The 21,778-nt window shown below is 61.4% G+C and carries 21 protein-coding genes; 12 read left to right on the plus strand and 9 right to left on the minus strand.

The genetic code is table 11. The features are described 5' to 3' along the window. Positions 1 to 28 precede the first annotated feature (28 nt). Both panB and panC read left to right on the plus strand, forming a co-directional pair. Positions 29 to 853, plus strand: coding sequence for a 3-methyl-2-oxobutanoate hydroxymethyltransferase (gene panB / locus CRO18_RS02955; RefSeq protein WP_097081004.1), 825 nt, complete (start codon positions 29 to 31; stop codon positions 851 to 853). Further along, positions 850 to 1,689: a pantoate--beta-alanine ligase gene (panC, locus tag CRO18_RS02960; protein ID WP_076485172.1), complete on the plus strand. Its 840-nt coding sequence runs from the start codon at positions 850 to 852 to the stop codon at positions 1,687 to 1,689. The genes panB and panC overlap by 4 nt, the downstream gene beginning before the upstream one ends. Before the next feature lie 21 nt (positions 1,690 to 1,710). On the opposite strand, the gene CRO18_RS02965 is transcribed toward panC, so the two are convergent. Beyond that, positions 1,711 to 1,965, minus strand: a complete 255-nt coding sequence (locus tag CRO18_RS02965; RefSeq protein WP_076485171.1) for a hypothetical protein — start codon at positions 1,963 to 1,965, stop codon at positions 1,711 to 1,713. Between the two features lie 123 nt (positions 1,966 to 2,088). On the opposite strand from CRO18_RS02965, the gene CRO18_RS02970 reads away from it, so the two are divergent. The 3 genes from CRO18_RS02970 to CRO18_RS02980 all read left to right on the plus strand — a co-directional run bounded on the left by CRO18_RS02970 (position 2,089) and on the right by CRO18_RS02980 (position 3,568). Further along, complete coding sequence (locus CRO18_RS02970; RefSeq protein WP_076485170.1) at positions 2,089 to 2,847, plus strand: M48 family metalloprotease; 759 nt, start codon at positions 2,089 to 2,091, stop codon at positions 2,845 to 2,847. A 129-nt stretch (positions 2,848 to 2,976) separates the two neighbouring features. Next, positions 2,977 to 3,300, plus strand: a complete 324-nt coding sequence (locus CRO18_RS02975; RefSeq protein ID WP_076485169.1) for a DUF6455 family protein — start codon at positions 2,977 to 2,979, stop codon at positions 3,298 to 3,300. A 1-nt stretch (position 3,301) separates the two neighbouring features. Next, the gene (locus CRO18_RS02980; RefSeq protein ID WP_076485168.1) at positions 3,302 to 3,568 is read left to right on the plus strand and encodes a DUF6455 family protein; all 267 of its coding nucleotides are present in this window, start codon (positions 3,302 to 3,304) and stop codon (positions 3,566 to 3,568) included. Between the two features lie 15 nt (positions 3,569 to 3,583). On the opposite strand, the gene ptsP is transcribed toward CRO18_RS02980, so the two are convergent. Together ptsP and CRO18_RS02990 are read right to left on the minus strand one after the other, a co-directional pair. Further along, a complete protein-coding gene (ptsP, locus tag CRO18_RS02985; protein WP_097081005.1) occupies positions 3,584 to 5,824 on the minus strand; it encodes a phosphoenolpyruvate--protein phosphotransferase in 2,241 nt (746 codons plus the stop codon). A 45-nt stretch (positions 5,825 to 5,869) separates the two neighbouring features. After that, the gene (locus CRO18_RS02990; RefSeq protein ID WP_076485166.1) at positions 5,870 to 7,132 is read right to left on the minus strand and encodes an aspartate kinase; all 1,263 of its coding nucleotides are present in this window, start codon (positions 7,130 to 7,132) and stop codon (positions 5,870 to 5,872) included. A gap of 184 nt (positions 7,133 to 7,316) precedes the next feature. Between CRO18_RS02990 and CRO18_RS02995 the strand changes: the two genes are divergently transcribed. Further along, positions 7,317 to 8,825, plus strand: coding sequence for a pyruvate kinase (locus CRO18_RS02995; protein WP_097081105.1), 1,509 nt, complete (start codon positions 7,317 to 7,319; stop codon positions 8,823 to 8,825). Positions 8,826 to 9,126: 301 nt separating this feature from the next. On the opposite strand, the gene CRO18_RS03000 is transcribed toward CRO18_RS02995, so the two are convergent. Further along, positions 9,127 to 9,771: an SDR family oxidoreductase gene (locus CRO18_RS03000; protein ID WP_097081106.1), complete on the minus strand. Its 645-nt coding sequence runs from the start codon at positions 9,769 to 9,771 to the stop codon at positions 9,127 to 9,129. Between the two features lie 76 nt (positions 9,772 to 9,847). Then, positions 9,848 to 10,339, minus strand: a complete 492-nt coding sequence (locus tag CRO18_RS03005; protein WP_076485295.1) for a DUF1178 family protein — start codon at positions 10,337 to 10,339, stop codon at positions 9,848 to 9,850. A 148-nt stretch (positions 10,340 to 10,487) separates the two neighbouring features. On the opposite strand from CRO18_RS03005, the gene CRO18_RS03010 reads away from it, so the two are divergent. Further along, the gene (locus tag CRO18_RS03010; protein ID WP_097081006.1) at positions 10,488 to 12,083 is read left to right on the plus strand and encodes a GMC family oxidoreductase; all 1,596 of its coding nucleotides are present in this window, start codon (positions 10,488 to 10,490) and stop codon (positions 12,081 to 12,083) included. A 24-nt stretch (positions 12,084 to 12,107) separates the two neighbouring features. Here the strand turns inward: CRO18_RS03010 and CRO18_RS03015 are convergent, their stop codons facing one another. After that, entirely contained in the window at positions 12,108 to 12,881 is a 774-nt protein-coding gene (locus CRO18_RS03015) for an alpha/beta hydrolase (RefSeq protein ID WP_097081107.1), read from the minus strand. Between the two features lie 88 nt (positions 12,882 to 12,969). Between CRO18_RS03015 and CRO18_RS03020 the strand changes: the two genes are divergently transcribed. Further along, positions 12,970 to 14,448: an NAD-dependent succinate-semialdehyde dehydrogenase gene (locus CRO18_RS03020; RefSeq protein ID WP_097081007.1), complete on the plus strand. Its 1,479-nt coding sequence runs from the start codon at positions 12,970 to 12,972 to the stop codon at positions 14,446 to 14,448. Positions 14,449 to 14,595: 147 nt separating this feature from the next. Here CRO18_RS03020 and CRO18_RS03025 read toward each other — a convergent pair whose 3' ends face one another. The 3 genes from CRO18_RS03025 to CRO18_RS03035 all read right to left on the minus strand — a co-directional run bounded on the left by CRO18_RS03025 (position 14,596) and on the right by CRO18_RS03035 (position 18,383). Next, positions 14,596 to 16,032, minus strand: coding sequence for an NAD(P)(+) transhydrogenase (Re/Si-specific) subunit beta (locus CRO18_RS03025; protein WP_076485162.1), 1,437 nt, complete (start codon positions 16,030 to 16,032; stop codon positions 14,596 to 14,598). 15 nt (positions 16,033 to 16,047) lie between these two features. Next, positions 16,048 to 17,622: a Re/Si-specific NAD(P)(+) transhydrogenase subunit alpha gene (locus tag CRO18_RS03030; RefSeq protein ID WP_076485161.1), complete on the minus strand. Its 1,575-nt coding sequence runs from the start codon at positions 17,620 to 17,622 to the stop codon at positions 16,048 to 16,050. 293 nt (positions 17,623 to 17,915) lie between these two features. Then, positions 17,916 to 18,383 carry an isoprenylcysteine carboxylmethyltransferase family protein gene (locus CRO18_RS03035; RefSeq protein WP_170952543.1) on the minus strand — a complete coding sequence of 156 codons (468 nt, stop codon included), beginning with the start codon at positions 18,381 to 18,383 and terminating at the stop codon, positions 17,916 to 17,918. Positions 18,384 to 18,516: 133 nt separating this feature from the next. On the opposite strand from CRO18_RS03035, the gene kynU reads away from it, so the two are divergent. The 4 genes from kynU (at position 18,517) to CRO18_RS03055 (ending at position 21,760) form a co-directional block, all read left to right on the plus strand. After that, on the plus strand, positions 18,517 to 19,713 hold the full coding sequence (gene kynU, locus CRO18_RS03040) for a kynureninase (protein ID WP_097081009.1): 1,197 nt from the start codon (positions 18,517 to 18,519) through the stop codon (positions 19,711 to 19,713). 70 nt (positions 19,714 to 19,783) lie between these two features. Continuing rightward, a complete protein-coding gene (gene moaA, locus CRO18_RS03045; protein WP_097081010.1) occupies positions 19,784 to 20,791 on the plus strand; it encodes a GTP 3',8-cyclase MoaA in 1,008 nt (335 codons plus the stop codon). Between the two features lies 1 nt (position 20,792). Then, positions 20,793 to 21,317, plus strand: a complete 525-nt coding sequence (locus tag CRO18_RS03050; protein WP_097081011.1) for a hypothetical protein — start codon at positions 20,793 to 20,795, stop codon at positions 21,315 to 21,317. A gap of 35 nt (positions 21,318 to 21,352) precedes the next feature. Further along, positions 21,353 to 21,760 carry a universal stress protein gene (locus tag CRO18_RS03055; RefSeq protein WP_076485157.1) on the plus strand — a complete coding sequence of 136 codons (408 nt, stop codon included), beginning with the start codon at positions 21,353 to 21,355 and terminating at the stop codon, positions 21,758 to 21,760. Positions 21,761 to 21,778 lie beyond the last annotated feature (18 nt).

The raw sequence follows: 21,778 nt of genomic DNA on the forward strand, positions 1-21,778 counted from the left end.
CCTGCGCGCAAGGAAAGGGAGGTTTACCATGAGTGCCACCGCTCGCCTGAAACGGCTGATGCCCACCGATATCCGCGCCCTCAAAGGGCAGGCACCTGTTGTCGTGTTGACCGCTTACACCACCCCCGTCGCCAAGCTCGCCGATGCCGATTGCGACGTGCTTTTGGTGGGCGATTCGCTTGGCATGGTGCTGCATGGCCTGCCTTCGACGCTCGGCGTCACGATGGACATGATGATCTTGCACGGCCAAGCGGTGATGCGCGGCTCGAACCACGCGCTTGTGGTCATCGATATGCCCTTCGGCAGCTATGAAGAAAGCCCCGCGCAAGCGTTTCGCAATGCCGCGCGGATCATGGCCGAAACCGGCGCGGGCGCGGTGAAGCTGGAAGGCGGCGTGCATATGGCCGAGACCATCGCCTTTTTGGTTGCCCGCGGCATTCCGGTGATGGCCCATATTGGGCTCACACCTCAGGCGGTGAACACGCTCGGTGGCTACAAGGTGCAGGGCAAGGGCGATGATGCCGCGCGTCTGCGCGCCGATGCCAATGCCGTGGCCGAAGCGGGGGCCTTCTCGGTGGTGCTCGAAAAGGTGCCTGCGGGCCTTGCGGGCGAGATTTCGCGCGAGTTGACGATTCCCACCATCGGCATTGGGGCCGGGGTGGACTGTGACGGGCAGGTGCTGGTGATTGACGACATGCTGGGCCTCTTTGCCGAGTTCAAACCGAAATTCGTCAAACGCTACGCGGAGCTTGGCAAAACCGCCGCACAAGCCGTGGCCGATTATGCCGCCGAGGTGCGCGCGCGCAGTTTCCCAGCCGCAGAACATTCTTTCTTTGATGAGGCAGGCAAATGACCCAAGTGATCCGCTCTTCCGCTGAATTGCGCGAGAAGGTGGCAACCTGGAAACGGTCCGGCATGTTGGTGGGCGTGGTCCCCACGATGGGCGCGCTGCATGATGGGCATATGAGCCTTGTGCGCGAGGCCCGCAAACAATCGGACCGGGTGATCGTGACGATCTTCGTCAACCCGATGCAGTTCAATAACCCCGATGACCTCACCAAATACCCCCGAGACGAGGCGCATGATCTGGCGCTTTTGGAGGCGGAAGGAGTCGATGTGCTGTTTGCGCCGGGGGTTGATGAAGTCTACCCCAATGGTTTTGCAACGAAAGTTTCCGTTTCCGGAATTTCCGAACCTTTGGAAGGCGCATTTCGCCCCGGTCACTTCGATGGGGTGGCAACCGTTGTCAGCAAGCTTTTCGGCATGACCCAAGCGGGCCGCGCCTTCTTTGGCGAAAAAGACTGGCAGCAGTTGCAAGTCGTCAAACGGCTGGTCGAAGACCTGAACATTCCGATCCGCATCATCGGCTGCCCGACCATCCGCGAAGAGGACGGGCTGGCGATGTCGTCACGCAATGTGCGTCTGACCAGCGAAGAACGCGCCAGCGCCCCCAAGCTGCACGCCCAAATGCAAGCCGCCGCCGAAGCGATTCGCGCAGGCACACCGGTTGAGACCGCGCTCAACGCCGCGAAAGACGCCCTTCAGGCTGAGGGCTTTGGCACGTGGGATTATTTGGAACTGCGCACGGCGGATGGGCTGCGCCCGCTGGAAAGCCTGTCCGAACCCGCGCGAATGCTTGCCGCGGTCATGCTTGGCGATGTGCGCTTGATCGACAATATCGCAGTCTGATCCGTATCTGAAACCGCAAGCTCAGGCTTTGGGCTTGCGGTTTTGCAGCCGGTAAACCCCCTCGGGTAGATCCAGCGCCGCGGCCAGTTCCCGCAGTTGCGCGTGCGAGAACACCACCCGCATCACGATTTCCGTGTTTTCATCCAGTTGCTCCACCACAACGCAGTCTTCAAACGACTGGATCGTGATGTCTTCTTGCAAGTAGTCGCGCGGATCATCCCCTTCATCGACAAGGGTGATCACGGTGGCGTCGAATTCGTGCTCGATTGTAAACATACCCACGATGCTAGCGCAGCATTTTGCAGCGGCAAGGGTAAAGTTTCGGCCCTTCACGTCTTTGCGCGTTGCGCAAGCGGCACACGGGCCGATAACATGGTCTCACGTTTTCGAGGCCCGTGCATGTATCGCAACCGACTGTTTGCCTGTCTTTTCCTGCCGATCATGCTGGCCGCTTGCGAGGCGCCGCCGGGAACCGTTGTCCGCACGCCGCTGCCGCACTCGGGGCCGCCCGTCGTGAGCGCGGAACCGGGGCCAAGCGCCAAACAAGCTGCCCAAAACTTCATCGCCGTAGCCGCCGACATGGAACCCCGGATCGAGCGCGAATGCCGCGCGCGGACGCGCGGGCGCAACTGCGACTATCAGGTGATGGTCGATGACCGCCCCGACAGCACGCCCAACGCATTGCAAACCGTGGATCGGCGCGGCCGTCCCGTGGTGGCCTTCAACCTTGCACTGATCGCTGAGGCGCGGAACCGCGATGAACTGGCTTTTGTGATGGGGCATGAGGCGGCGCATTACATTTTGGGCCACCTTGAAGCCAAAAGCACCGACGCCAATCGCGGCGCCTTGATCATGGGAGCGCTTGCCGCTGCCTCGGGGGGCGACGAAAGCACGATCCAACAGGCGCAGGATTTCGGTGCCGAACTCGGCGCGCGACGCTATTCCAAAGACTATGAACTGCAAGCCGACAAGCTCGGCACGATTATCGCGTGGAATGCCGGCTATGATCCCGCGCATGGGGCGCTGTTCTTCACGCGACTCGCCGATCCGGGCCACAGCTTCCTTGGCACGCATCCCTCCAACGCAGAGCGCATCGCATTGGTGCGTCGGACCGTTGCGCAGTTGCGTGCGGGTGCAAAATCTGGCAGCGGCATCTAATCACTTTTTCCTCACGCCTCTGTGAGATAGGCTCCCCAAAGCCCCACCTCCGGGGGCTTTGATCTGAATCATGGCAACAAGCGCCCTCTAAAACGAGCATGGCGCAACTCTGCCCGCAAAGGACTGACCATGTACGGACGGAAAACCCTCAATCGCCACGCCTCGCTGATGAACCGCATGGCGCAAGTGCTCGGCATCAATCTCACCGAGATGATGATCCGTGGCAAAATCAGCGGTGACGAGTGGCGCGAAGCGGTGGTTCGCTGCGCAAGCTGCAGTGAACCTGGAGAGTGCCTGCATTGGCTGGCGGAACATGCCGAAGCCGGTGTTGATCGCAATGCCGCGCCGATGAGCGATACGCCCGGCTATTGCACCAACCGCATGATGATGGCGCGTTTGCGGCACCAGCGCGCTGAGGATGAACTGGCGACGGAGGTCGCTCAAGGAGGATAGGATGGGCGCACAGGGCAATTTGGATTTGCACTTCTGGATCACCCGCGGGATGGCGCGGCGATTGGGCGTGAATCTGACCGAGGCGATGCATGACGGCAATCTAACACAGGCCGATTTTGCCTCGATGATCACGCGGTGCCGCGAATGCCCTGGGGTCGATGGCTGTATGGCCTATCTGGCGGGCAGCTCGCCCGCCGCGGGCGAAACGCCGGATTGGTGCCGCAACCGCGCTATCTTGCACGAACTCAGCGACCTGACCGTGCACTAAAGCGCGTTTTCGCTTCTATTGGCTGGCCAGCCACGCTGTCACGGCGTGGCGCACGGATTGGTCACCACGCGCACGCGCGGCATCAATCACCTGTTTCAATACCGCAAGATCGACACGCCGGATCAAGTGCTTCACCGGGCCGATAGAGGCCGGGCGCATAGAGAGCGTGCGCAGCCCCAAAGCCGCAAAGGTGAGCGCCTCAATCGGGCGGCCCGCATCTTCGCCACAAAAGCTCAGCGCCACATCATTGGCGTTACAACGCGAAATGATCGCCTCGATAAAGGCCAAGAAGCTGACGTCGAGCGTATCATAGCGCCGCCGCACCCGCTCGTTCTCACGGTCTGCCGCAAAGAAGAACTGCTTGAGATCATTGCCGCCAATCGAAATGAAATCGCAGGCGGCAAAGAAGCTGTCGGGCGCGAAAGCAAGCGAGGGCGTTTCCAACATCGCCCCCACACGCACATCGCGCGGGACTGGGCGATTGAGGGTCGACTCGCGGTCGATCTCGCGCATCAACATCGCCTTTGCGGTGTTAAATTCGTCAGGCGCGGCGATAAAGGGGAACATCACCGACAAGGGCCGCCCCTCCGAGGCGCGGATCAACGCCTGAAGCTGCATCCGCAACACGCCGGGTTTATCCAGCCCCACGCGGATCGCGCGCCAGCCCATGGCCGGGTTCGGCTCTTCTTGCGGCTTCATATAAGGCACGACTTTGTCAGAGCCGATATCAAGCGTGCGGAATTGCACCGGCGCGCCTTGCGCCGCATCAATCACCCGCTTGTAAAGCGCCGCCAACTCGCCACGGCGCGGCACGCGCGACCGGATCAGGAATTGCAATTCTGTGCGGAACAGCCCCACCCCATCCGCGCCCGAACTGTTGAGAGAGGGCAGATCGGCCATCAGCCCCGCGTTCATCATCAGGCTGACATTTTGGCCAGATTTGTCCTGTGCCGGCACACCACGCAGATCGGCATAGCGTTTTTGCGCCTCGGCCTGCATCGCGATTTTATCGCGAAAAGCCCCGGCCACACTTTCTTCGGGCCGCAAATGCACGATGCCCTGATCGCCATCCACCAAGATCTGGTCACCGTTGAGTGCCTCATTGGTGACGCGGGCAGCATGAATCACGAGCGGAATAGCAAGCGCGCGCGCGACAATAGCCGCATGGCTGCCAACCGAGCCCTCTTCAAGCACCACGCCCTTGAGCTTACGCCCGTAATCAAGCAGTTCCGCCGGCCCAATGTTGCGCGCCACCAACACCGGGTTTTCGGGGAGTTCCGCCCCGGTATCTTTGCCTTGCCCCGTCAACAGCCGCAGCAGACGGTTCGACAGGTCATCAAGGTCATGCAACCGCTCGCGCAGATAGGCATCGGTCGATTGTTCAAGCCGTGCGCGCGCCGTGGATTGTTCTTTCTCCACCGCCGCCTCGGCCGAAAGGCCAAGGTCAATATCTTCGCACATCCGCCGCACCCAACCACGCGAATGAGCGAGCATCTTGTAAGCTTCAAGGATCTGGCGCTGTTCTTTATCCATCGCGGCAGAGCCGATCAGCATTTCGTCGATATGGGCTTGCAGCGTGGCCACGGCCTCCTCCAGCCGCGCCTTTTCCGCGTCGGGGTCGTCGCCCACCGGGTTCGCCACCACAACGCGCGGCTCATGCAGCCAAACGCGGCCCTCGGCGGCCCCCTCTTGTCCGGTCGCGCCACGGAACATGACCGGGAACCGATGCGCCGACCCAATGCCGCCCTGATCACCAGTGAAGGCGCCAAGTTCAGTCATTTCGGCGATCACCATCGCCACGACTTCGAGCCCGTAGACCTCGTCTTCAGAAAATTCGCGCGCCTCGCGCGACTGCACTACCAAGACGCCGAGCTTTTCGCCCACGCGTTGGATCGGCACCCCAAGGAAGCTCGAATAAATCTCTTCGCCAGTTTCGGGCATGTAGCGGAAACCGGGTTCCGAGGGCGCATCCCCCGTGTTCACCGCCACGCCCGTGCGCGCAACGCGCCCTACAAGACCTTCCCCGAGCCGCATCCGCACTTGGTGCACGGCTTCAGGGTTCAGACCTTCGGTGGCGCAAAGCTCCAGCGTTTCAGGGTCCCGGAACAGGTAGATCGAGCACACCTGCGTGTGCATCGAATCCGCGATCAGATGGGTGATATGGTCCAGCCGATCTTGCCCGCCACCGGGGGTGGCAAGCGTGTCACGCAGCCGGCGCAGCAGCGTCCGGCTGTCTGTGTCGCGACGCTCTACCATGCGTTGACGCCCCCGTCTTCTGCCAAGGGCCTGACCTCGATCAGCTCAGGCCGATTTCTCCAGCTCGAACGCATCATGGAGGGCTTGCACCGCCAGTTCCATATATTTCCGGTCGATCAGCACCGAAATCTTGATTTCGGAGGTGGAGATGACCTTGATATTAATGCCTTCGGCGGCCAATGCGGCAAAGCTGCGCGCCGCCACACCCACTTGCGAGCGCATGCCGATCCCCACAACCGAGACCTTCGCGACCTCGGTGTCGATGATCAGTTCGTCATATTTGATCTTGCCAGCCGCCACAGCTTCCTCGAGCGCTTTTTGCGCGCGCGCGACTTGGTTGATCGGGCAAGAGAAGGTCATGTCGGTCACCGCACCGGGGTGCGCCTCGTCATAATCCTTTTCCGAAATGTTCTGGACGATCATGTCCACGTTCACGCCCGCTTCGGAAAGCGGACCAAAGATCGCCTGCGCCACGCCGGGGCGGTCTTCAATGGTGAAGAGGGTGATCTTGGCTTCATCGCGCGAATAAGCGACGCCCGAGACGACTTTCGATTCCATGATTTCATCCTCACCGCAGACAAGGGTTCCAGAAGTTTCGTCGGTGTCCTCGAAGGACGAGAGCACCCGCAGGCGCACATTGTAACGCATCGCCAGTTCCACGGAACGGGTCTGCAAGACCTTCGCACCAAGCGAGGCCAATTCGAGCATTTCCTCAAACGCGATCTTATCAAGCTTGCGCGCTTTGGAGGAAATCCGCGGGTCGGTGGTATAGACACCATCGACATCGGTATAAATATCGCAGCGTTCCGCGCCAAAGGCCGCCGCAAAGGCCACCGCCGTGGTATCCGAACCGCCACGGCCCAGCGTGGTAATGCGGCCTTCGGCGGAAATGCCTTGGAAGCCCGCGACCACTGCAACCTTGAACCCTTCGGCGAATTTCGCATCAAGGTTTTCGCGCGGGATCGACATGAACCGCGCCGAGCCATGCGCCGAGGTGGTGTGGATCGGCACTTGCCAACCTTGCCAGCTGCGCGCCGACACGCCCATTTCTTGCAAACGCAGCGCCATCAGACCGGCGGTCACATTTTCACCGCTGGCCACGACGGCGTCGTATTCGCGCGCGTCATAAAGCGGGGAAGTGCCCTCGACCCAGCCCACGAGTTCGTTCGTCTTGCCCGACATGGCCGAGACGATCACGATCACATCGTAGCCGCGTTCGACCTCGCGTTTGACCTTTGCCGCCGCATTGGCAATGCGGTCGAGATCAGCCACCGAGGTGCCGCCGAATTTCATCACGAGAAGCGGCATCTTCCCCTCCAATCCTGCGCCGGACCCTGCGTCCGGGTTCGCGCTCCTGCTATCGGAAGGCAGGCGCGCTTGCAAGGGTTTCACCTGCTTCACAAGCCTTTGTTCGCGGCGGGATGTCGCGGTTTTGTCACCCTGTCGTTACGGCGAGACGATAGCCCAAAAGCAAGACGTGAGGAGAAAGATGATGAGTCTTGCAGAGGTTGAAATTCGGGAACGTCGCGCACAGGCGCGGGGGCTGCAACGCGCGCTTGAAGTGCTGCGCGCCGATCTGGTGCGCCGATCTGAGGCGACGCTTGAAGGCTGGGACGGGATGATCCGTCGCCCCGAGTTCATGCCCTCTGCCCGCAACCTCGCCGATTATCTTGCGTTGCGTCGGGGCGATTTGGTGCCGTTTCAGGCGCCGCTCGCCTCGCTGGGGCTGAGTTCGCTTGGCCGGGCCGAAAGCCATGTCCGCCCTTCGCTCGATTCCGTGCTCGCCTCGCTGGCGATGATCGGCGGCGAGGGCACCGCCGATTACCCCACAGTTGAGATGTTCGCCGCAGGCCCCGCCCGGCTCGCCGCGCGGCGCGATATGCTGTTTGGCGCGCGCCGCGATGCGCCGCGTTCGCGGGTGATGGTCACCCTGCCCACGGAAGCCGCCGAAGATGCAACGATCGTCGGCAATCTGCTCGCCGCGGGGGCCGATTGCATCCGCATCAACTGCGCGCATGACACGCCTGACGTTTGGGCCGCGATGATCGGTCATGTGCGCCATGCCGCCGTGCGGATGGGGCGGCGCGTGCCGGTGCAGATGGATCTTGAAGGGCCGAAACTGCGGGTTGAGGCGCTTTCAAACGGCAAAGCGGAATCGCATCGGCTGTTTGAGGGCGACCGATTTGAGGTGGTGGAGCGCTTCTCTCAGCATATTGACCATTTGCAGATCAAGCTTAGCCACCCCGCGCTCATGGCCTCAATGGCCGAGGGCGGCGCGCTTTGGATCAATGATGGCAAGCTCCGCGCCAAAATCGTCGGCGTAGCCAAAGGGCGGGTGCTGGCCGAGGTGGTCTCGACCCCATCAAAAGGCGCCAAGATCAAGCTTGAGAAGGGCGTGAACCTGCCCGGCGTCGATCTGCGTGTGCCTGCGCTTACCGCCAATGACATTGCCAACCTCGATTTCATTCTGAGCCATGCCGATATTCTTGCACTTTCCTTCGTGCAAACCAGCGCTGATCTGCGCGCGCTTTTTGCCGAATTAGATGCGCGCTCGGATGGGGGCACCAGCCGTGATTTACCCGCGCTGATGCTGAAAATCGAAACCCCCTTGGGCCTGCGCAACCTGCCCGGGCTGATTGTGGAAGCGGGCGGCCGGATGCCGATCGGCGTGATGATCGCGCGCGGTGATCTGGCGGTGGAAATCGGCTTTGAACGGCTCAGCGAAATTCAAGAAGAGGTGCTGTGGCTGTGCGAAGCGGCCGAGGTGCCCGTGGTCTGGGCCACACAAGTGCTCGAAAGCATGGTCAAAGACGGTCAAGCCAGCCGCGCCGAGATGACCGATGCCGCAATGAGCCAACGCGCCGAATGTGTGATGCTGAACAAAGGGCCGCATCTGGTGCCTGCGGTGGGCTTTTTGCGCGATGTGCTGATGCGGATGGATCGGCACACGAACAAAAAATCGCCCCGGCTGGGCGCTTTGGGGCTGTGGCACGACCTCTAGGGGCGTGAGTCTGACACCAAACCTGCGCAAACGTTTTTGCATCGCCCATTTTGCCAGCAAAGACGCCGCGCATTGCGGCAATTGCCACAGCTTTGGGCCCGACCGCCGCGAAACCGCGCAGCCCGTCCCGGCTTTTCTTGACCGAAACGGGCTTCGGCGCGACCCTTAGCTTATTGGAGCAGGATGGTTCCAAGGTTCCAAAAGACCCCGCACCCCATGCGGGTTGACTGAATAAGCCGCTCGACCGCGCAGCCTCCTCCTCCCGCTGCAAAGGCCGAGCGGCTTTTTCCGTTCCTGGCGCTTAGAACGGCAGTTCTGTCCCGTCATAGCTTTCAAAGCAGCCGGTCGTTTCGAGCGACAGCGCCGCGAAACGCGCGGTCAGCCCAGCCACCGATTGCGCGGGGGAAATCTCCGCTTGCGGGCCGCCCATATCGGTTTTCACCCAACCGGGATGATAAATCCCCACGGCCACGCCCTCGGGCTTCAAATCCACCGCCAAGTTGCGCCCAAGGTTGAGCGCGGCTGCCTTGGAGGACCGATAGATATAACTGCCCCCCGGCGCGCGCGCATCAGACGCCATCGCAGAGGAAATGATCGCCACCTTGCCTTTGCCCGCGCGCAGGTTGGGAAGCAGCGCTTGCACCGTCAAGAACACGCCCATGACATTGACCGCAAAGCTTTGCGCCCAAAGCCTTGGCGCATAGCCCGCCTCAAGAGCTTGGCCCTTATCGGCATAGACCCCGGCATTGCAGACCAACAGGCTCAGCGGCAGACCGTTGAGCCGCCGCGCAAGCTCTTTGACGCTGTCTTGCTGCATCACATCAAGCGGCAGAAGGTCGCCTTCGGGGCGCCGCGCCGTGCCAAAAGTGGCCATGCCTTGATGGCGATAATGGCTCAACAAAGCCGCACCGATACCCCGATTTGCCCCGGTAATGAGAATGGTCATGCGATCCTCCTTTTTGCCCATCATGCCGCGCTCAGCGGCAGGGGCAAGCGGAACCCGCATCCCGCGACAGAAGAGATCAGTTGCGCTTGCGCTTGGACAAGATCGGGAGAGGCGTCACCGGAATACCTTCTTCCAGCAAGGCCTTAGCCTCAGAAAGCGGCGCCTCTCCATGAATGGACCGCTCAGGCTTTTCGCCCGCATGCATCGCCCGCGCTTCGGCGGCGAAATCGCCCCCCACATAGTCCGAGTTTTCCTCGACCGTGCGGCGCATCGCATCGAACAATTCTTCGGCAGCGTTTTGCGGCTTGCTTAGCGGATGGGCTGCATTCTCGCTTTTCGTCGGCGCGCTCGCCCCATTCGCCGCCTGATCGGGTTCCGGCTCATGTCCCGCAGCGAATTTGCGCGCGGACCGCACAGACGGCGTCATCAACGCCTTTTGCACATGGGCCGATCCACAAACAGCGCAAGCCACCATGCCCGCGGCATGCAGCTTTTCAAACGCCTCGACCGAGGCGAACCAGCTATCAAAGCTATGGTCGTTTTCGCATTTTAGGCTGTAACGGATCATCGGCGCGCACTTATAGACAAGTTCATCAGACAGGCGCTGCGACAAAATTGCAAGCACGCTCTTTGCATGCCTGCCCCGCAGCCACGCGATCAGCAAGCTTGCGCCGATCCCCCTCGGCTGAGAAGATCACCCGAGGAGAGGGGAGATCATGGAAACTTACGATTTTATCGTGGTCGGCGCGGGGAGCGCGGGCTGTGTTTTGGCAAATCGGCTCAGCGCCGATCCCAAAAACCGCGTGCTGCTGCTGGAAGCCGGCGGGCGCGACAATTACCACTGGGTGCATATTCCGGTAGGCTATCTCTATTGCATTGGCAACCCGCGCACCGATTGGGGGTTTTCAACCCAGCCCGAACCGGGGCTGAACGGGCGCAGCCTTCTATACCCACGCGGGCGGATTCTGGGCGGCTGTTCGGCGATCAACGGCATGATCTACATGCGTGGTCAGGCCCGCGATTATGACCTTTGGGCACAAGCGGGCTGCACCGGCTGGGGGTGGGAGGACCTTCTGCCGCTCTTTCGCGATCAAGAAGATTTCTATCGCGGCGCCTCTGATCTGCATGGCGAAGGCGGGCCGCTGCGGGTGGAAGAAGCGCGGGTGCGGTGGGAGGTGCTCGATGCCTTTATCGAAGCCGCCGAACAAGCGGGGATTCCCCGCACCCATGACTTCAACCAAGGCACCAATGAAGGCGCGGGCTATTTCCACGTCACACAGAAAAACGGCTGGCGCTGGTCGGCGGCAAGCGCGTTTTTGAAACCGGCGATGGCGCGCCCCAACCTACGGGTGCTGACCGGCGCGCAAGTGGAAAAGCTCACGATCGTAGAGGGGCGCGTGACCGGGCTCATCTATCACCGCGAAGGCGCGCGGCACGAAGTGCAGGCGGGCGAGGTGGTCATGGCCGCAGGCGCGATTGGCACACCACAGATTTTGGAGCTTTCGGGCATTGGCGACCCAGAGGTTTTGGCGGCACAGGGCATCGCGCCGCAGGTCGCGGTGGAGCAAGTGGGCAAGAACCTGCAAGACCATTTGCAATTGCGGCTGATCTTCAAAGTTTCTGGCGTGCGCACGCTCAACACCATGTCGTCTTCGCTTTGGGGCAAGGCCAAAATCGCGGCGGAATATGCGCTTTTCCGGCGCGGACCGATGTCGATGTCCCCAAGCCAAGCGGGTATCTTTGCGCGCTCCTTCCCGGAAAAGGAAATGCCCGATCTGGAATGGCACCTTCAGCCGGTGAGCTTAGATAAATTTGGCGACCCGGTGCATCCGTTTGAGGCGATGACGGCGAGCGTGTGCAACCTGCGCCCCGAAAGCCGGGGCACCACGCATCTGGCCAGCCCGAACTTTCGCGCCGCCCCGGCCATTCGCCCAAATTATCTGGCGACCGAAGGGGATAGGCGCGTCGCCGCCCAAGGCATTCGGCTCACGCGCGACATCGCCACCCAGCCCGCCTTCGCCCGCTTTGCGCCGCAAGAATACAAACCCGGCGCGCAGATCACGAGCGAAGAGGCCTTGCAACAAGCGGCAGGCGATATTGGCACCACCATCTTCCACCCCGTCGGCACCTGCCGGATGGGCGTAGATGACGCCGCAGTGGTGGACCCTCGGCTGCGGCTTAGGGCGCTCAAGGGGCTGCGTATCGCGGATGCCTCGGTCATGCCGACTATCACCTCGGGCAATACCAATGCCCCGGTGATGGTCATTGCCGAAAAGGCCGCGCGGATGATTTTGGAAGATGCGCGCAGCTAAAGGGGTTGGGTAGGGGCAAAGCCCCTACCCGATCACCGCCTGCAACAGCGGGCTTTCATCTTCGAGCCCCTCAATCACATCGAAATGGTGTTTGCCCGGATCGACGACCAAGTCGCATCCCCAAGCCTCGGCCAACCAGCGCGCTTGGTCGCGGAAGGCTGGACGCTCGTTTTCGCCCACCCAAACCGTGACCGGCATTTTGGGCGCAGGCGCATGAACCGGGCTTTCCGCCCGCGCCTCGGCGGCGTCGAGTCCAAAGGTCTCATTCATCGATGTACGCAACAGCGGTTCAAGGTCAGAGACCGGCGAAATGGGCACGACCTTTTCCACCCGCGCCAAGACCTCTGGCGGCAACAGGTTGGAACTGGCCAGCCGCGCCACCAGATGCCCGCCAGCCGAATGGCCCACCAGCCGGATCGGGCCGCTAAACCGCCGCGCCACCTCGGCCACCGCCATCGCCACAAGCGCGGAGATCTGCGAAATTTTCACATCGGGGGCCAAATCATACCCCGGCATCGCCACGGCCCAGCCCGCCTCCAGCGCCCCTTTGGCGAGATGCGAGAAATCGCGGCGTGAAAACTTCATCCAATAGCCGCCATGCACAAAGATCAGCACGCCTTTGGCCTGCCCCATCGGCACGAAAACATCAATCTGGCGGCGCACCCCACTATCATAGCCAATTTCCAGCATCATCGCCTCATCGCGAAACGCCTCGGCCTGTGCCGCCCAACGCGCCGGATAGGCCTCGCCCTCCGGGATATACGGCATATTGGCATAGTCATCGTCCAGATCGGTCACTTCCTCGCCCTTTCTTTCCACGGCGCGCAATTTACATCTTCGCGGCCACATGCTTCCCTTCCATATCCCTCAACCGACGAGAGTTACCATGCCCGATACCGCGACCGAGTTGAAAACCCTCCTCAAGGACCCGAGCCTTTTGTGCACCAAGGCCCTCGTTGCCGGCGATTGGGTTGATGCCGATGACGGCGCCACCTTCGAAGTCACTAACCCCGCCCGCGGCGATGTGATCTGTTCCGTGCCGGACCTGAGCCGGGCCGAGACCGCCCGCGCGATTGAAGCCGCCCGCGTCGCGATGAAAGATTGGGCCGCGCGCACCGGCAAAGAACGCGCGAGCGTGATGCGCAAATGGTTCGATTTGATGATGGCGAACCAAGATGACCTCGGTTTGATCCTGACCGCCGAGATGGGCAAACCCTTGGCAGAAGCCAAAGGTGAAATCGCATATGGGGCGAGCTTCATCGAATGGTTCGGCGAAGAGGCGAAGCGGATTTACGGCGAAACCATCCCCGGCCATATGCGCGACAAGCGCATTACCGTGCTCAAGCAACCGATTGGCGTGGTGGGTTCGATCACGCCGTGGAACTTCCCCAATGCGATGATCGCGCGCAAAGCGGGCCCGGCGATTGCGGTGGGCTGTGGTTTCGTGTGCCGCCCGGCGGCGGAAACCCCACTTTCGGCGCTGGCCATGGGGCTTTTGGGCGAACGCGCGGGCCTGCCCAAGGGCATCTTGTCGGTGATCACCTCCTCGCGCGCCTCGGACATTGGCAAAGAGTTCTGCGAGAACCACGCGGTGCGCAAGCTGACCTTCACCGGCTCCACCGAAGTGGGGCGCATCTTGCTGCGCCAAGCCGCCGATCAGGTGATGAAATGCTCGATGGAACTGGGTGGCAACGCGCCCTTCATCGTCTTTGATGATGCCGATCTCGATGCCGCCGTTGAAGGCGCGATGATGTCGAAGTTCCGCAACAACGGGCAGACCTGCGTCTGCGCGAACCGGCTTTATGTGCAAGCGGGCGTCTATGACGCCTTTGCCGAGAAACTCGCCGCCGCTGTGAACAAACTCAATGTGGGCGATGGCCTAGAAGAAGGCGTCACCACCGGCCCGCTGATTTCCGAAGATGCGGTCGAAAAGGTCGAGGACCATATCGCCGATGTGGTTGCAGGCGGCGGCAAGGTCGTCACTGGCGGCGCGCGGCACGCACTGGGCGGGACCTTCTTCCAGCCCACCGTCGTCACCGGCGTCACGCAAGAGATGAAGGTCGCGACCGAAGAAACCTTTGGCCCGGTCGCGCCGCTCTTCAAATTCGAGACCGAGGAAGAGGTGATCGAGAAGGCCAATGCCACGATCTTCGGGCTGGCCTCCTATTTCTACGCCCGCGACATTGGCCGCATCACCCGCGTGCAGGAAGGGCTGGAATACGGCATCGTCGGCGTGAACACCGGGATCATCTCGACCGAAGTGGCGCCGTTTGGCGGGGTCAAGCAATCCGGCCTTGGCCGCGAGGGCAGCCATCACGGCGTCGAGGATTACCTTGAGATGAAATACGTCTGCCTGTCGATCTGATCAGACGGCAAGTTACAAAGACCGCCGCGCGAGATCCCTCGCGCGGCGTTTTCATATCTGCCCGGCGGATCGTTTCAGCAAAGCCAAATCGCAACGAAAAAAGCCCCACCAAAACGGCGGGGCTTTTCCTGTTCCCAGTGATCGGCCTTAGTGGCGGATCAGATGCAGCAGTTCTTCAAGCGACTTCTTCGCATCGCCGTAGAACATGCGGGTGTTCTCTTTGTAGAAGAGCGGGTTTTCGATGCCCGAGTAACCGGTGCCTTGGCCACGTTTCGAGACAAAGACCTGTTTCGCTTTCCACACTTCCAGAACCGGCATCCCCGCGATGGGCGAATTCGGGTCGTCTTGCGCCGCCGGGTTCACGATGTCGTTCGAGCCGATCACGATCACCACGTCGGTTTCGGGGAAGTCCTCGTTGATCTCGTCCATTTCCAGAACGATGTCATAGGGCACTTTCGCCTCGGCCAAGAGCACGTTCATGTGCCCCGGCAGACGGCCCGCAACAGGGTGGATCGCGAAGCGGACATTCTTGCCACGGCTGCGCAGCAGAGAGGTAAGTTCCGAGACCGCCATTTGCGCCTGCGCCACCGCCATGCCATAGCCCGGCACGATGATGATGCTATCGGCTTCCGAGATCGTATCGGCCACGCTTTGCGCATCAATGGCCACCATCTCGCCTTCGACTTCTTGCGCCGGGCCAGCGGTGTTGCCAAAGCCCCCAAGGATGACCGAAATGAAGGAGCGGTTCATCGCCTTACACATGATGTAAGATAAGATCGCGCCCGAAGAACCGACCAGCGCGCCGGTCACGATCAGAAGGTCGTTGCCAAGCGAGAAGCCAATCGCCGCCGCGGCCCAGCCCGAATAGGAGTTCAGCATCGACACCACGACCGGCATATCGGCGCCGCCGATGCCCATGATCAGGTGATAACCGATGAAGAAGGCCAGAAGCGTCATGACTATCAGCGGCAGCGTGCCATAGCCCATCATGAAGAGCACCAGCATCACGACCGAAGCCGCTGCGGCGACCGCGTTCAGGATGTGACCACCGGGCAGCTTTTTCGCTTTGGTGTCAACTTTGCCCGCCAGTTTACCAAAGGCGATGATCGAGCCGGTGAATGTCACGGCCCCGATGAACACGCCAAGGAACAACTCAACCCGCAAAATCGCCAGTTCGGTCGCAGTTTTATGCGCGACAATCTCGGCGAAACCGCGCAGCAGGCCATGCTCGACCTCGGCCATCGCGGGCACGCGCACCGACTCGATATAGGCGTTGTAGCCCACCAGCACGGCCGCCAGACCAACAAGCGAGTGCATCGCCGCCACAAGCTGCGGCATCTCGGTCATTTGCACTTTCTTGGCAACTTTGACGCCGTAGAACCCGCCCCAGCCGAGCAAGATGATCGACAAAAGCCAGTAGCCCTGACCGGGGCCAACAAGCGTTGCAGCCACGGCAAGCGCCATACCCACAATGCCATACCACACGGCGCGTTTCGCGCTTTCCTGCCCCGAAAGGCCCCCAAGCGAGAGGATGAACAGAACTGCCGCAACGACGTAAGCGGCTGTCGTGAAACCGAAATCCATTATGTTTCCCTCCGCTTACGATTTCTGGAACATCGCCAGCATGCGCCGGGTGACCATGAAGCCGCCGAAGATGTTGATGCCTGCCATGAAGACCGACACAGCCGACAAAAGCACGACAAGATAGGAGGTGGAGCCCACCTGCATCAGCGCACCCAGAATGATGATCGACGAGATCGCGTTGGTGACCGCCATCAGCGGCGTGTGCAGCGAGTGCGACACGTTCCAGATCACCTGGAAGCCCACAAAGCAGCTCAGCGCGAAGACGATGAAGTGCGACATGAAGCTGGCAGGAGCGAAAAGGCCAATGCCCAAAAGCAGCGCCCCACCAATGCCCAGCATCAGGATTTGGTCACGCGTTTGCTTGCGGAACGCGGCAGCCTCGGCGGCTTTGCGTTCTTCCGGCGTCGGCTCTTTGACCTTTTCCTTCGGCTTTTGCGCCGCAATCGCGGCCACTTTCGGCGGCGGCGGCGGGAAGGTGATCTCGCCTTGATAGGCCACGGTCGCGCCGCGGATCACGTCATCTTCCATATTGTGGACAACCACGCCGTCTTTGCCCGGCGTGAGGTCGGCCATCATATGGCGGATGTTGGTCGAATAAAGTTGGCTCGACTGCTGCGCCATACGGCTCGGGAAGTCGGTATAGCCGACGATCGTCACACCGTTTTCGGTGACGACTTTTTCGTCTTTCTTGGTCAGTTCGCAGTTGCCGCCACGCTCGGCAGCAAGGTCCACGATAACCGAACCGCGCTTCATCGCCTCGACCATATCTTTGGTCCAAAGCACCGGCGCATCCCGGCCCGGGATCAGCGCGGTGGTGATGACGATGTCGATATCGGGCGCAAGTTCGCGGAATTTCTTCAGTTGCGCTTCGCGGAATTCGGGGCTGGAGGGGGCCGCATAGCCACCCGTCGCCGCGCCATCCTGCGCTTGTTCTTCAAAATCGAGATAGACGAACTCGGCACCCATCGATTCGATCTGCTCAGCCACTTCGGGACGCACGTCGAACGCATAGGTGATCGCGCCAAGCGAGGTGGAAGCGCCAATCGCGGCCAGACCGGCCACGCCCGCGCCCACAACCAGCACTTTCGCCGGGGGCACTTTGCCTGCCGCCGTCACCTGACCGGTAAAGAAACGACCGAAGTTGTTGCCCGCCTCGATCACCGCGCGATAGCCCGAAATATTGGCCATGGACGACAGTGCATCCATTTTTTGCGCGCGCGAAATCCGCGGCACCATATCCATCGCGATAACATTCGCGCCGGTATCTTTGGCCGCCGCCAACAGCGCTTCGTTTTGCGCCGGGTAGAAGAAGGAAATCAGGGTTTTACCCTGTTTCAGCATCGCCACTTCGGCATCCACGGGCGGACGCACTTTGACGACAAAATCGACAGCGTCGAAGAGCGCTGCCGCCCCTTGCACGACGGTCACGCCAACCGCCTCATAGGCAGTGTCGGCAAACCCTGCCGCGTAGCCGGCACCGGCCTCGACATAGCATTCATGGCCGAGCTTTTGCAGCTGGACCGCAGAGTCGGGGGTCAGAGCGACACGCGCTTCCCCCTCGAAAATCTCCTTCGGAGCGCCGATTTTCACTTCTTTTTTCTCCCATTGCTGCCCTCGGACGATTTCAGCCGGGGGACAAAACGTGGCGAAAGCCCTTTAACACCGCGTAAGAAAGTTTCACAAGCCAATGATCATTGGAAACAGTTGGAAATCTGACCGAAGGTCGCGGGTATACAAAAGCATACCGTCGCATGCAATGTTAGCGGTCCCATTTTGCGCAACGATTCAAGGGTTTGGCTTTCGTTTCCGTCGCTTGGCACAGTTTGCTTAAACAGTGGGCAGGAATAGGGGTGCGACGATTTTTCTGCGCCGCAGAAATGCACCTAGAGCCAGCGGCGCACCCGCGCGCAATAGGCGGCATAGTCCGCGCCATGCGCCGCCATAATCCATGCCTCTTCACCACGAATGTAGCGATGCGTGATCCAAGCCATGAAGGCAGGCACCAGCGGCGCGGCAAAGAGTGCATCCCAGATCAGCAAAAAACCCGAAAGAATGAACGCATCGGCAAGGTAGATCGGGTTTCGGCTGAGCGCGAAAATCCCACCGGTCACCAGCCGCTGCGGTTGGCGGCGCGGAATAAAGGTGGTGCGCGCCAGCACCATTTGCGCCGCCGCCAGCCCCGAGATCACCAGCCCCAAGCCAACCAACCCATAGCCAAGCCAATCGGCGTAAGGGATCGGCAGTGGCGCAATCTGCCCCACAGCCCAGCCAATCGCCGCAAAGACCGCAAGCCACATCGGCGGCAGTTCCAGTTCCTTCAGCGCCAGCTTCAGCTTTTCCCGCAGGTCCATCGCACTCCCCCTTGCGCCCTTTTTGGCCCTTGCGCCCATTTGGGGGCCGTTCGTGAACCGCGCAACCCCTTTGCGGCGGGGCACTTGCGCGCAGTCGCGTCAGGGCGCAGTCTGCCCGCGACAGGAGACCCCAATGCAGACTGATTTCACCGCAACGCGCGCGCTTTTCGATATTCCCGAAGGGCTGATCTATCTTGATGGCAATTCGCTCGGCCCCCTGCCCCGCGCCGTGCCAGCGCGCGTCGCGCAAGCGATGCAGGCCGAATGGGGGCAGATGCTGATCACCGCATGGAACAAAGCGGGCTGGATGGAACAACCCGCGCGTCTGGGCGACCGGGCGGCACGGCTGATCGGGGCGGAGCCGGGCTCCGTTACCTTGGGCGATACGCTCTCGATCAAGGTGTTTCAGGCGGTCTCGGCTGCTTTGCAAGCGCGCCCCGAACGCAGGGTGATCTTGTCTGACAATGGCAATTTCCCGACCGATCTTTACATGGCGCAAGGGCTCGCGGATCTTTTGGCCGCCGGGCATGAATTGCGGATTGTCGCGCCCGAAGCGGTGGAAGAGGCGATTGATGAAACCATCGCCGTCACCATGCTGACCGAGGTGGATTATCGTACCGGCCGCAAGCATGACATGAAGCGGCTTACCGCCAAAGCCCATGCAGCAGGCGCGTTGACCTTTTGGGATTTGGCGCATTCGGCAGGGGCCGTGCCGGTGGCGCTTGCGGAGTGTGGAGCCGATTTTGCGGCGGGCTGCACCTATAAATACCTCAATGCCGGGCCGGGGGCGCCCGCCTTTATTTATGTGGCCCCGCGCCATGCGGCGACGGTTCAGCCTGCGCTTTGCGGCTGGCTGGGCCATGACGCGCCCTTTGCCTTTGAACAGGGCTACCGCCCGGCTCCGGGCACCGAGCGGATGCGCGTCGGCACGCCCCCTGTCTTGCAAATGGCCGCGCTCGATGCCGCACTGGATGTGTGGGATAGCGTCGATATGGCCGATATCCGCAAGCAATCGCTCGCGCTCACCGACCGGTTCATCGCCGAAGTAGAGGCCGCCTGCCCCGATCTGACTCTTGTCACCCCGCGCAATCACGCGAGCCGGGGCAGCCAAGTCAGCTTTGCCCACCCCGAGGGCTATGCGATCATGCAGGCGCTGATTGCGCGCGGCGTGATTGGCGATTTTCGCGCGCCTGATATTTTGCGCTTTGGCTTCACGCCGCTTTACATCGGCATGGATGAGGTGGAGCGAGCCGCCGCGATCTTGGCTGAGATCATGGCGACCCGCGCTTGGGATCGGCCCGAGTTTCACGCCCGCGCGCGCGTCACCTAAGGTCGCATCCGGGCACCAACCCGCCGCGATCCCCCTTGCCGTTGCCATAGCCCCGCACTAGCCTTCGGACATGACCGCACCCGCCCTCACCGATGCCTTTGCGCGCAACATCACCTACCTGAGGGTTTCGGTGACGGATCGGTGTGATTTTCGCTGCAGCTATTGCATGGCGGAAGACACCAAATTTCTGCCCCGCCGTGATGTGCTCAGCCTTGAGGAAATTGACCGGCTGGCGAGCGCTTTTGTCGGGCTTGGCATCACCAAATTGCGCATCACCGGGGGCGAGCCCTTGGTGCGCCGCGATGTGATGGACCTGTTTCGCGCCCTGTCGCGGCACCGTGTATCTGGCGCGCTGAAAGAACTCACCCTCACCACCAATGGCGCGCAGCTAGACCGTTTTGCCGCGCCTTTGGCCGATTGCGGGGTGGAGCGGGTCAATATCTCGCTTGATAGTTTGCGCCCGGAGCGTTTCGCCGCCATCACCCGGCGCGGTGATCTGGGGCAGGTTCTCGCAGGCATCAAAGCCGCCAAAGCCGCCGGGTTGCGGGTCAAAATCAACACCGTCGCGCTGCAAGGCGTGAACGAAGACGAGCTTTTTGACCTTGTCACCTGGGCGGGCGACGAAGGGCTTGATCTGAGCTTCATCGAGGTGATGCCGCTGGGCGAGGCGCTGGGGCCGGAGCGGCTGGGCCAGTTTTGGGCGCTGTCGGATTTGCGCGCGCGGCTTGCCGAACGGTTCACGCTGGACGACCAAGCCGAGACCACGGGCGGCCCGGCGCGCTATGCAAAGCTGCGCGAAACCGGGCAAAAAATCGGCTTTATCACGCCGCTCAGCCACAACTTTTGCGCGGGTTGCAACCGGGTCCGCGTCAGCGCCACGGGCACGCTCTATCCCTGCCTTGGCCAAGCCGGAAAGGTCGATCTGCGTGGGCCCTTGCGGGCAAGCGAAGGCGATGGCCCGCTGATTGAGGCGATCCGCGAAGGGCTCGCGCACAAACCCAAAGCGCATGATTTTCTTTACACCGAAACCGGTGTTTCCGGCCAAGTGGCGCGGCAAATGAACCGGACAGGGGGCTAAGATGGCACCCCAACTTCGCCGCGCGGGCCTTGCCCTTCTGACGGGCCTTGCCGGTGCGGTAATGGCCGCCATCACAGTTTGGGCAAACCTTGTTTGGGGCGGCGGGGCTGGCTTCATGGGGTCCGCCAGCGATCAGAACCCCACCCTAGTTGTAACACCCGCCTTACTGGCCCTGCACGTCGCGCTGGCAGCACCGCTTTTGGTTTTGCTCCTGGCCATCCTCGCCGCCTTTTCCGGGCCTTGGCCGTTTCGGCTCTTGTCGGTTCTGATGTTTGCGGCGGGCTGGTATTGGTTGGGCGAAACCGTCACCGCGCGGCTTGCTGATGATTTCGGCGTGGCGCTTTTGCCCGGCGAAGCATTCGAGACCTTGTTCTGGCACGCCCCGCTCACCCCCGCGCTTTGGGCCGGGGCAACGGCGGCCTATCTTTTCACCCTGTCGCGGCTCATGCGTTTTGCGCAAGTGGCTGCAATCGCGCGCAACCGTGACTTGCGTCAAGGCGCCCGCGCGCAGAAAGCTCGAAACTGATCCTGTAACCGTTCTCCAAAGGAGAGGAGTGCGTCATGTATTCCAATATTATCGTTCCCGTGGCCTTTGATGAAAGCCACAACCCCGATGCCGCCATTGATATTGCCCGCGCGCTTGCCGCGCCGGGGGCGCGCGTCACGCTGGTGCATGTGATGGCCGATGTTCCTGGCTATGCAATTTCCTACATGCCTGATGGCTATGACACCGAACTGCGCAACACCTTGCAAAATCAACTCGATCAGCTGGGCAATGCGTTTGAAAATGGCGCAGGCGTGATCCGGCAAGGCCATGCCGCCAATGAGATTTTGGATCTGGCCGAAGAAATTGGCGCCGATTGCATTGTGATTGCGGGCCATCGCCCCGGCTTTGGCGACTACCTGATTGGCTCCACCGCCGCACGGGTGGTGCGCCACGCGCCTTGCTCGGTCATGGTGCTCCGCTAAAACATAAAAAAAGGGGGC

Origin of the sequence: Rhodobacter sp. JA431 (genome assembly GCF_900217725.1) — a bacterium.
Classification (GTDB): Bacteria; Pseudomonadota; Alphaproteobacteria; order Rhodobacterales; family Rhodobacteraceae; genus Rhodobacter; species Rhodobacter aestuarii.

Bases quoted from the DNA above. Each gene is read 5' to 3' on its own strand.
- panB (WP_097081004.1), top strand. From the start codon at position 29: ATGAGTGCCACCGCTCGCCTGAAACGGCTGATGCCCACCGATATCCGC.
- panC (WP_076485172.1), top strand. From the start codon at position 850: ATGACCCAAGTGATCCGCTCTTCCGCTGAATTGCGCGAGAAGGTGGCA.
- CRO18_RS02965 (WP_076485171.1), bottom strand. From the start codon at position 1,965: ATGTTTACAATCGAGCACGAATTCGACGCCACCGTGATCACCCTTGTC.
- CRO18_RS02970 (WP_076485170.1), top strand. From the start codon at position 2,089: ATGTATCGCAACCGACTGTTTGCCTGTCTTTTCCTGCCGATCATGCTG.
- CRO18_RS02975 (WP_076485169.1), top strand. From the start codon at position 2,977: ATGTACGGACGGAAAACCCTCAATCGCCACGCCTCGCTGATGAACCGC.
- CRO18_RS02980 (WP_076485168.1), top strand. From the start codon at position 3,302: ATGGGCGCACAGGGCAATTTGGATTTGCACTTCTGGATCACCCGCGGG.
- ptsP (WP_097081005.1), bottom strand. From the start codon at position 5,824: ATGGTAGAGCGTCGCGACACAGACAGCCGGACGCTGCTGCGCCGGCTG.
- CRO18_RS02990 (WP_076485166.1), bottom strand. From the start codon at position 7,132: ATGCCGCTTCTCGTGATGAAATTCGGCGGCACCTCGGTGGCTGATCTC.
- CRO18_RS02995 (WP_097081105.1), top strand. From the start codon at position 7,317: ATGAGTCTTGCAGAGGTTGAAATTCGGGAACGTCGCGCACAGGCGCGG.
- CRO18_RS03000 (WP_097081106.1), bottom strand. From the start codon at position 9,771: ATGACCATTCTCATTACCGGGGCAAATCGGGGTATCGGTGCGGCTTTG.
- CRO18_RS03005 (WP_076485295.1), bottom strand. From the start codon at position 10,339: ATGATCCGTTACAGCCTAAAATGCGAAAACGACCATAGCTTTGATAGC.
- CRO18_RS03010 (WP_097081006.1), top strand. From the start codon at position 10,488: ATGGAAACTTACGATTTTATCGTGGTCGGCGCGGGGAGCGCGGGCTGT.
- CRO18_RS03020 (WP_097081007.1), top strand. From the start codon at position 12,970: ATGCCCGATACCGCGACCGAGTTGAAAACCCTCCTCAAGGACCCGAGC.
- CRO18_RS03025 (WP_076485162.1), bottom strand. From the start codon at position 16,032: ATGGATTTCGGTTTCACGACAGCCGCTTACGTCGTTGCGGCAGTTCTG.
- CRO18_RS03035 (WP_170952543.1), bottom strand. From the start codon at position 18,383: ATGGACCTGCGGGAAAAGCTGAAGCTGGCGCTGAAGGAACTGGAACTG.
- kynU (WP_097081009.1), top strand. From the start codon at position 18,517: ATGCAGACTGATTTCACCGCAACGCGCGCGCTTTTCGATATTCCCGAA.
- moaA (WP_097081010.1), top strand. From the start codon at position 19,784: ATGACCGCACCCGCCCTCACCGATGCCTTTGCGCGCAACATCACCTAC.
- CRO18_RS03050 (WP_097081011.1), top strand. From the start codon at position 20,793: ATGGCACCCCAACTTCGCCGCGCGGGCCTTGCCCTTCTGACGGGCCTT.
- CRO18_RS03055 (WP_076485157.1), top strand. From the start codon at position 21,353: ATGTATTCCAATATTATCGTTCCCGTGGCCTTTGATGAAAGCCACAAC.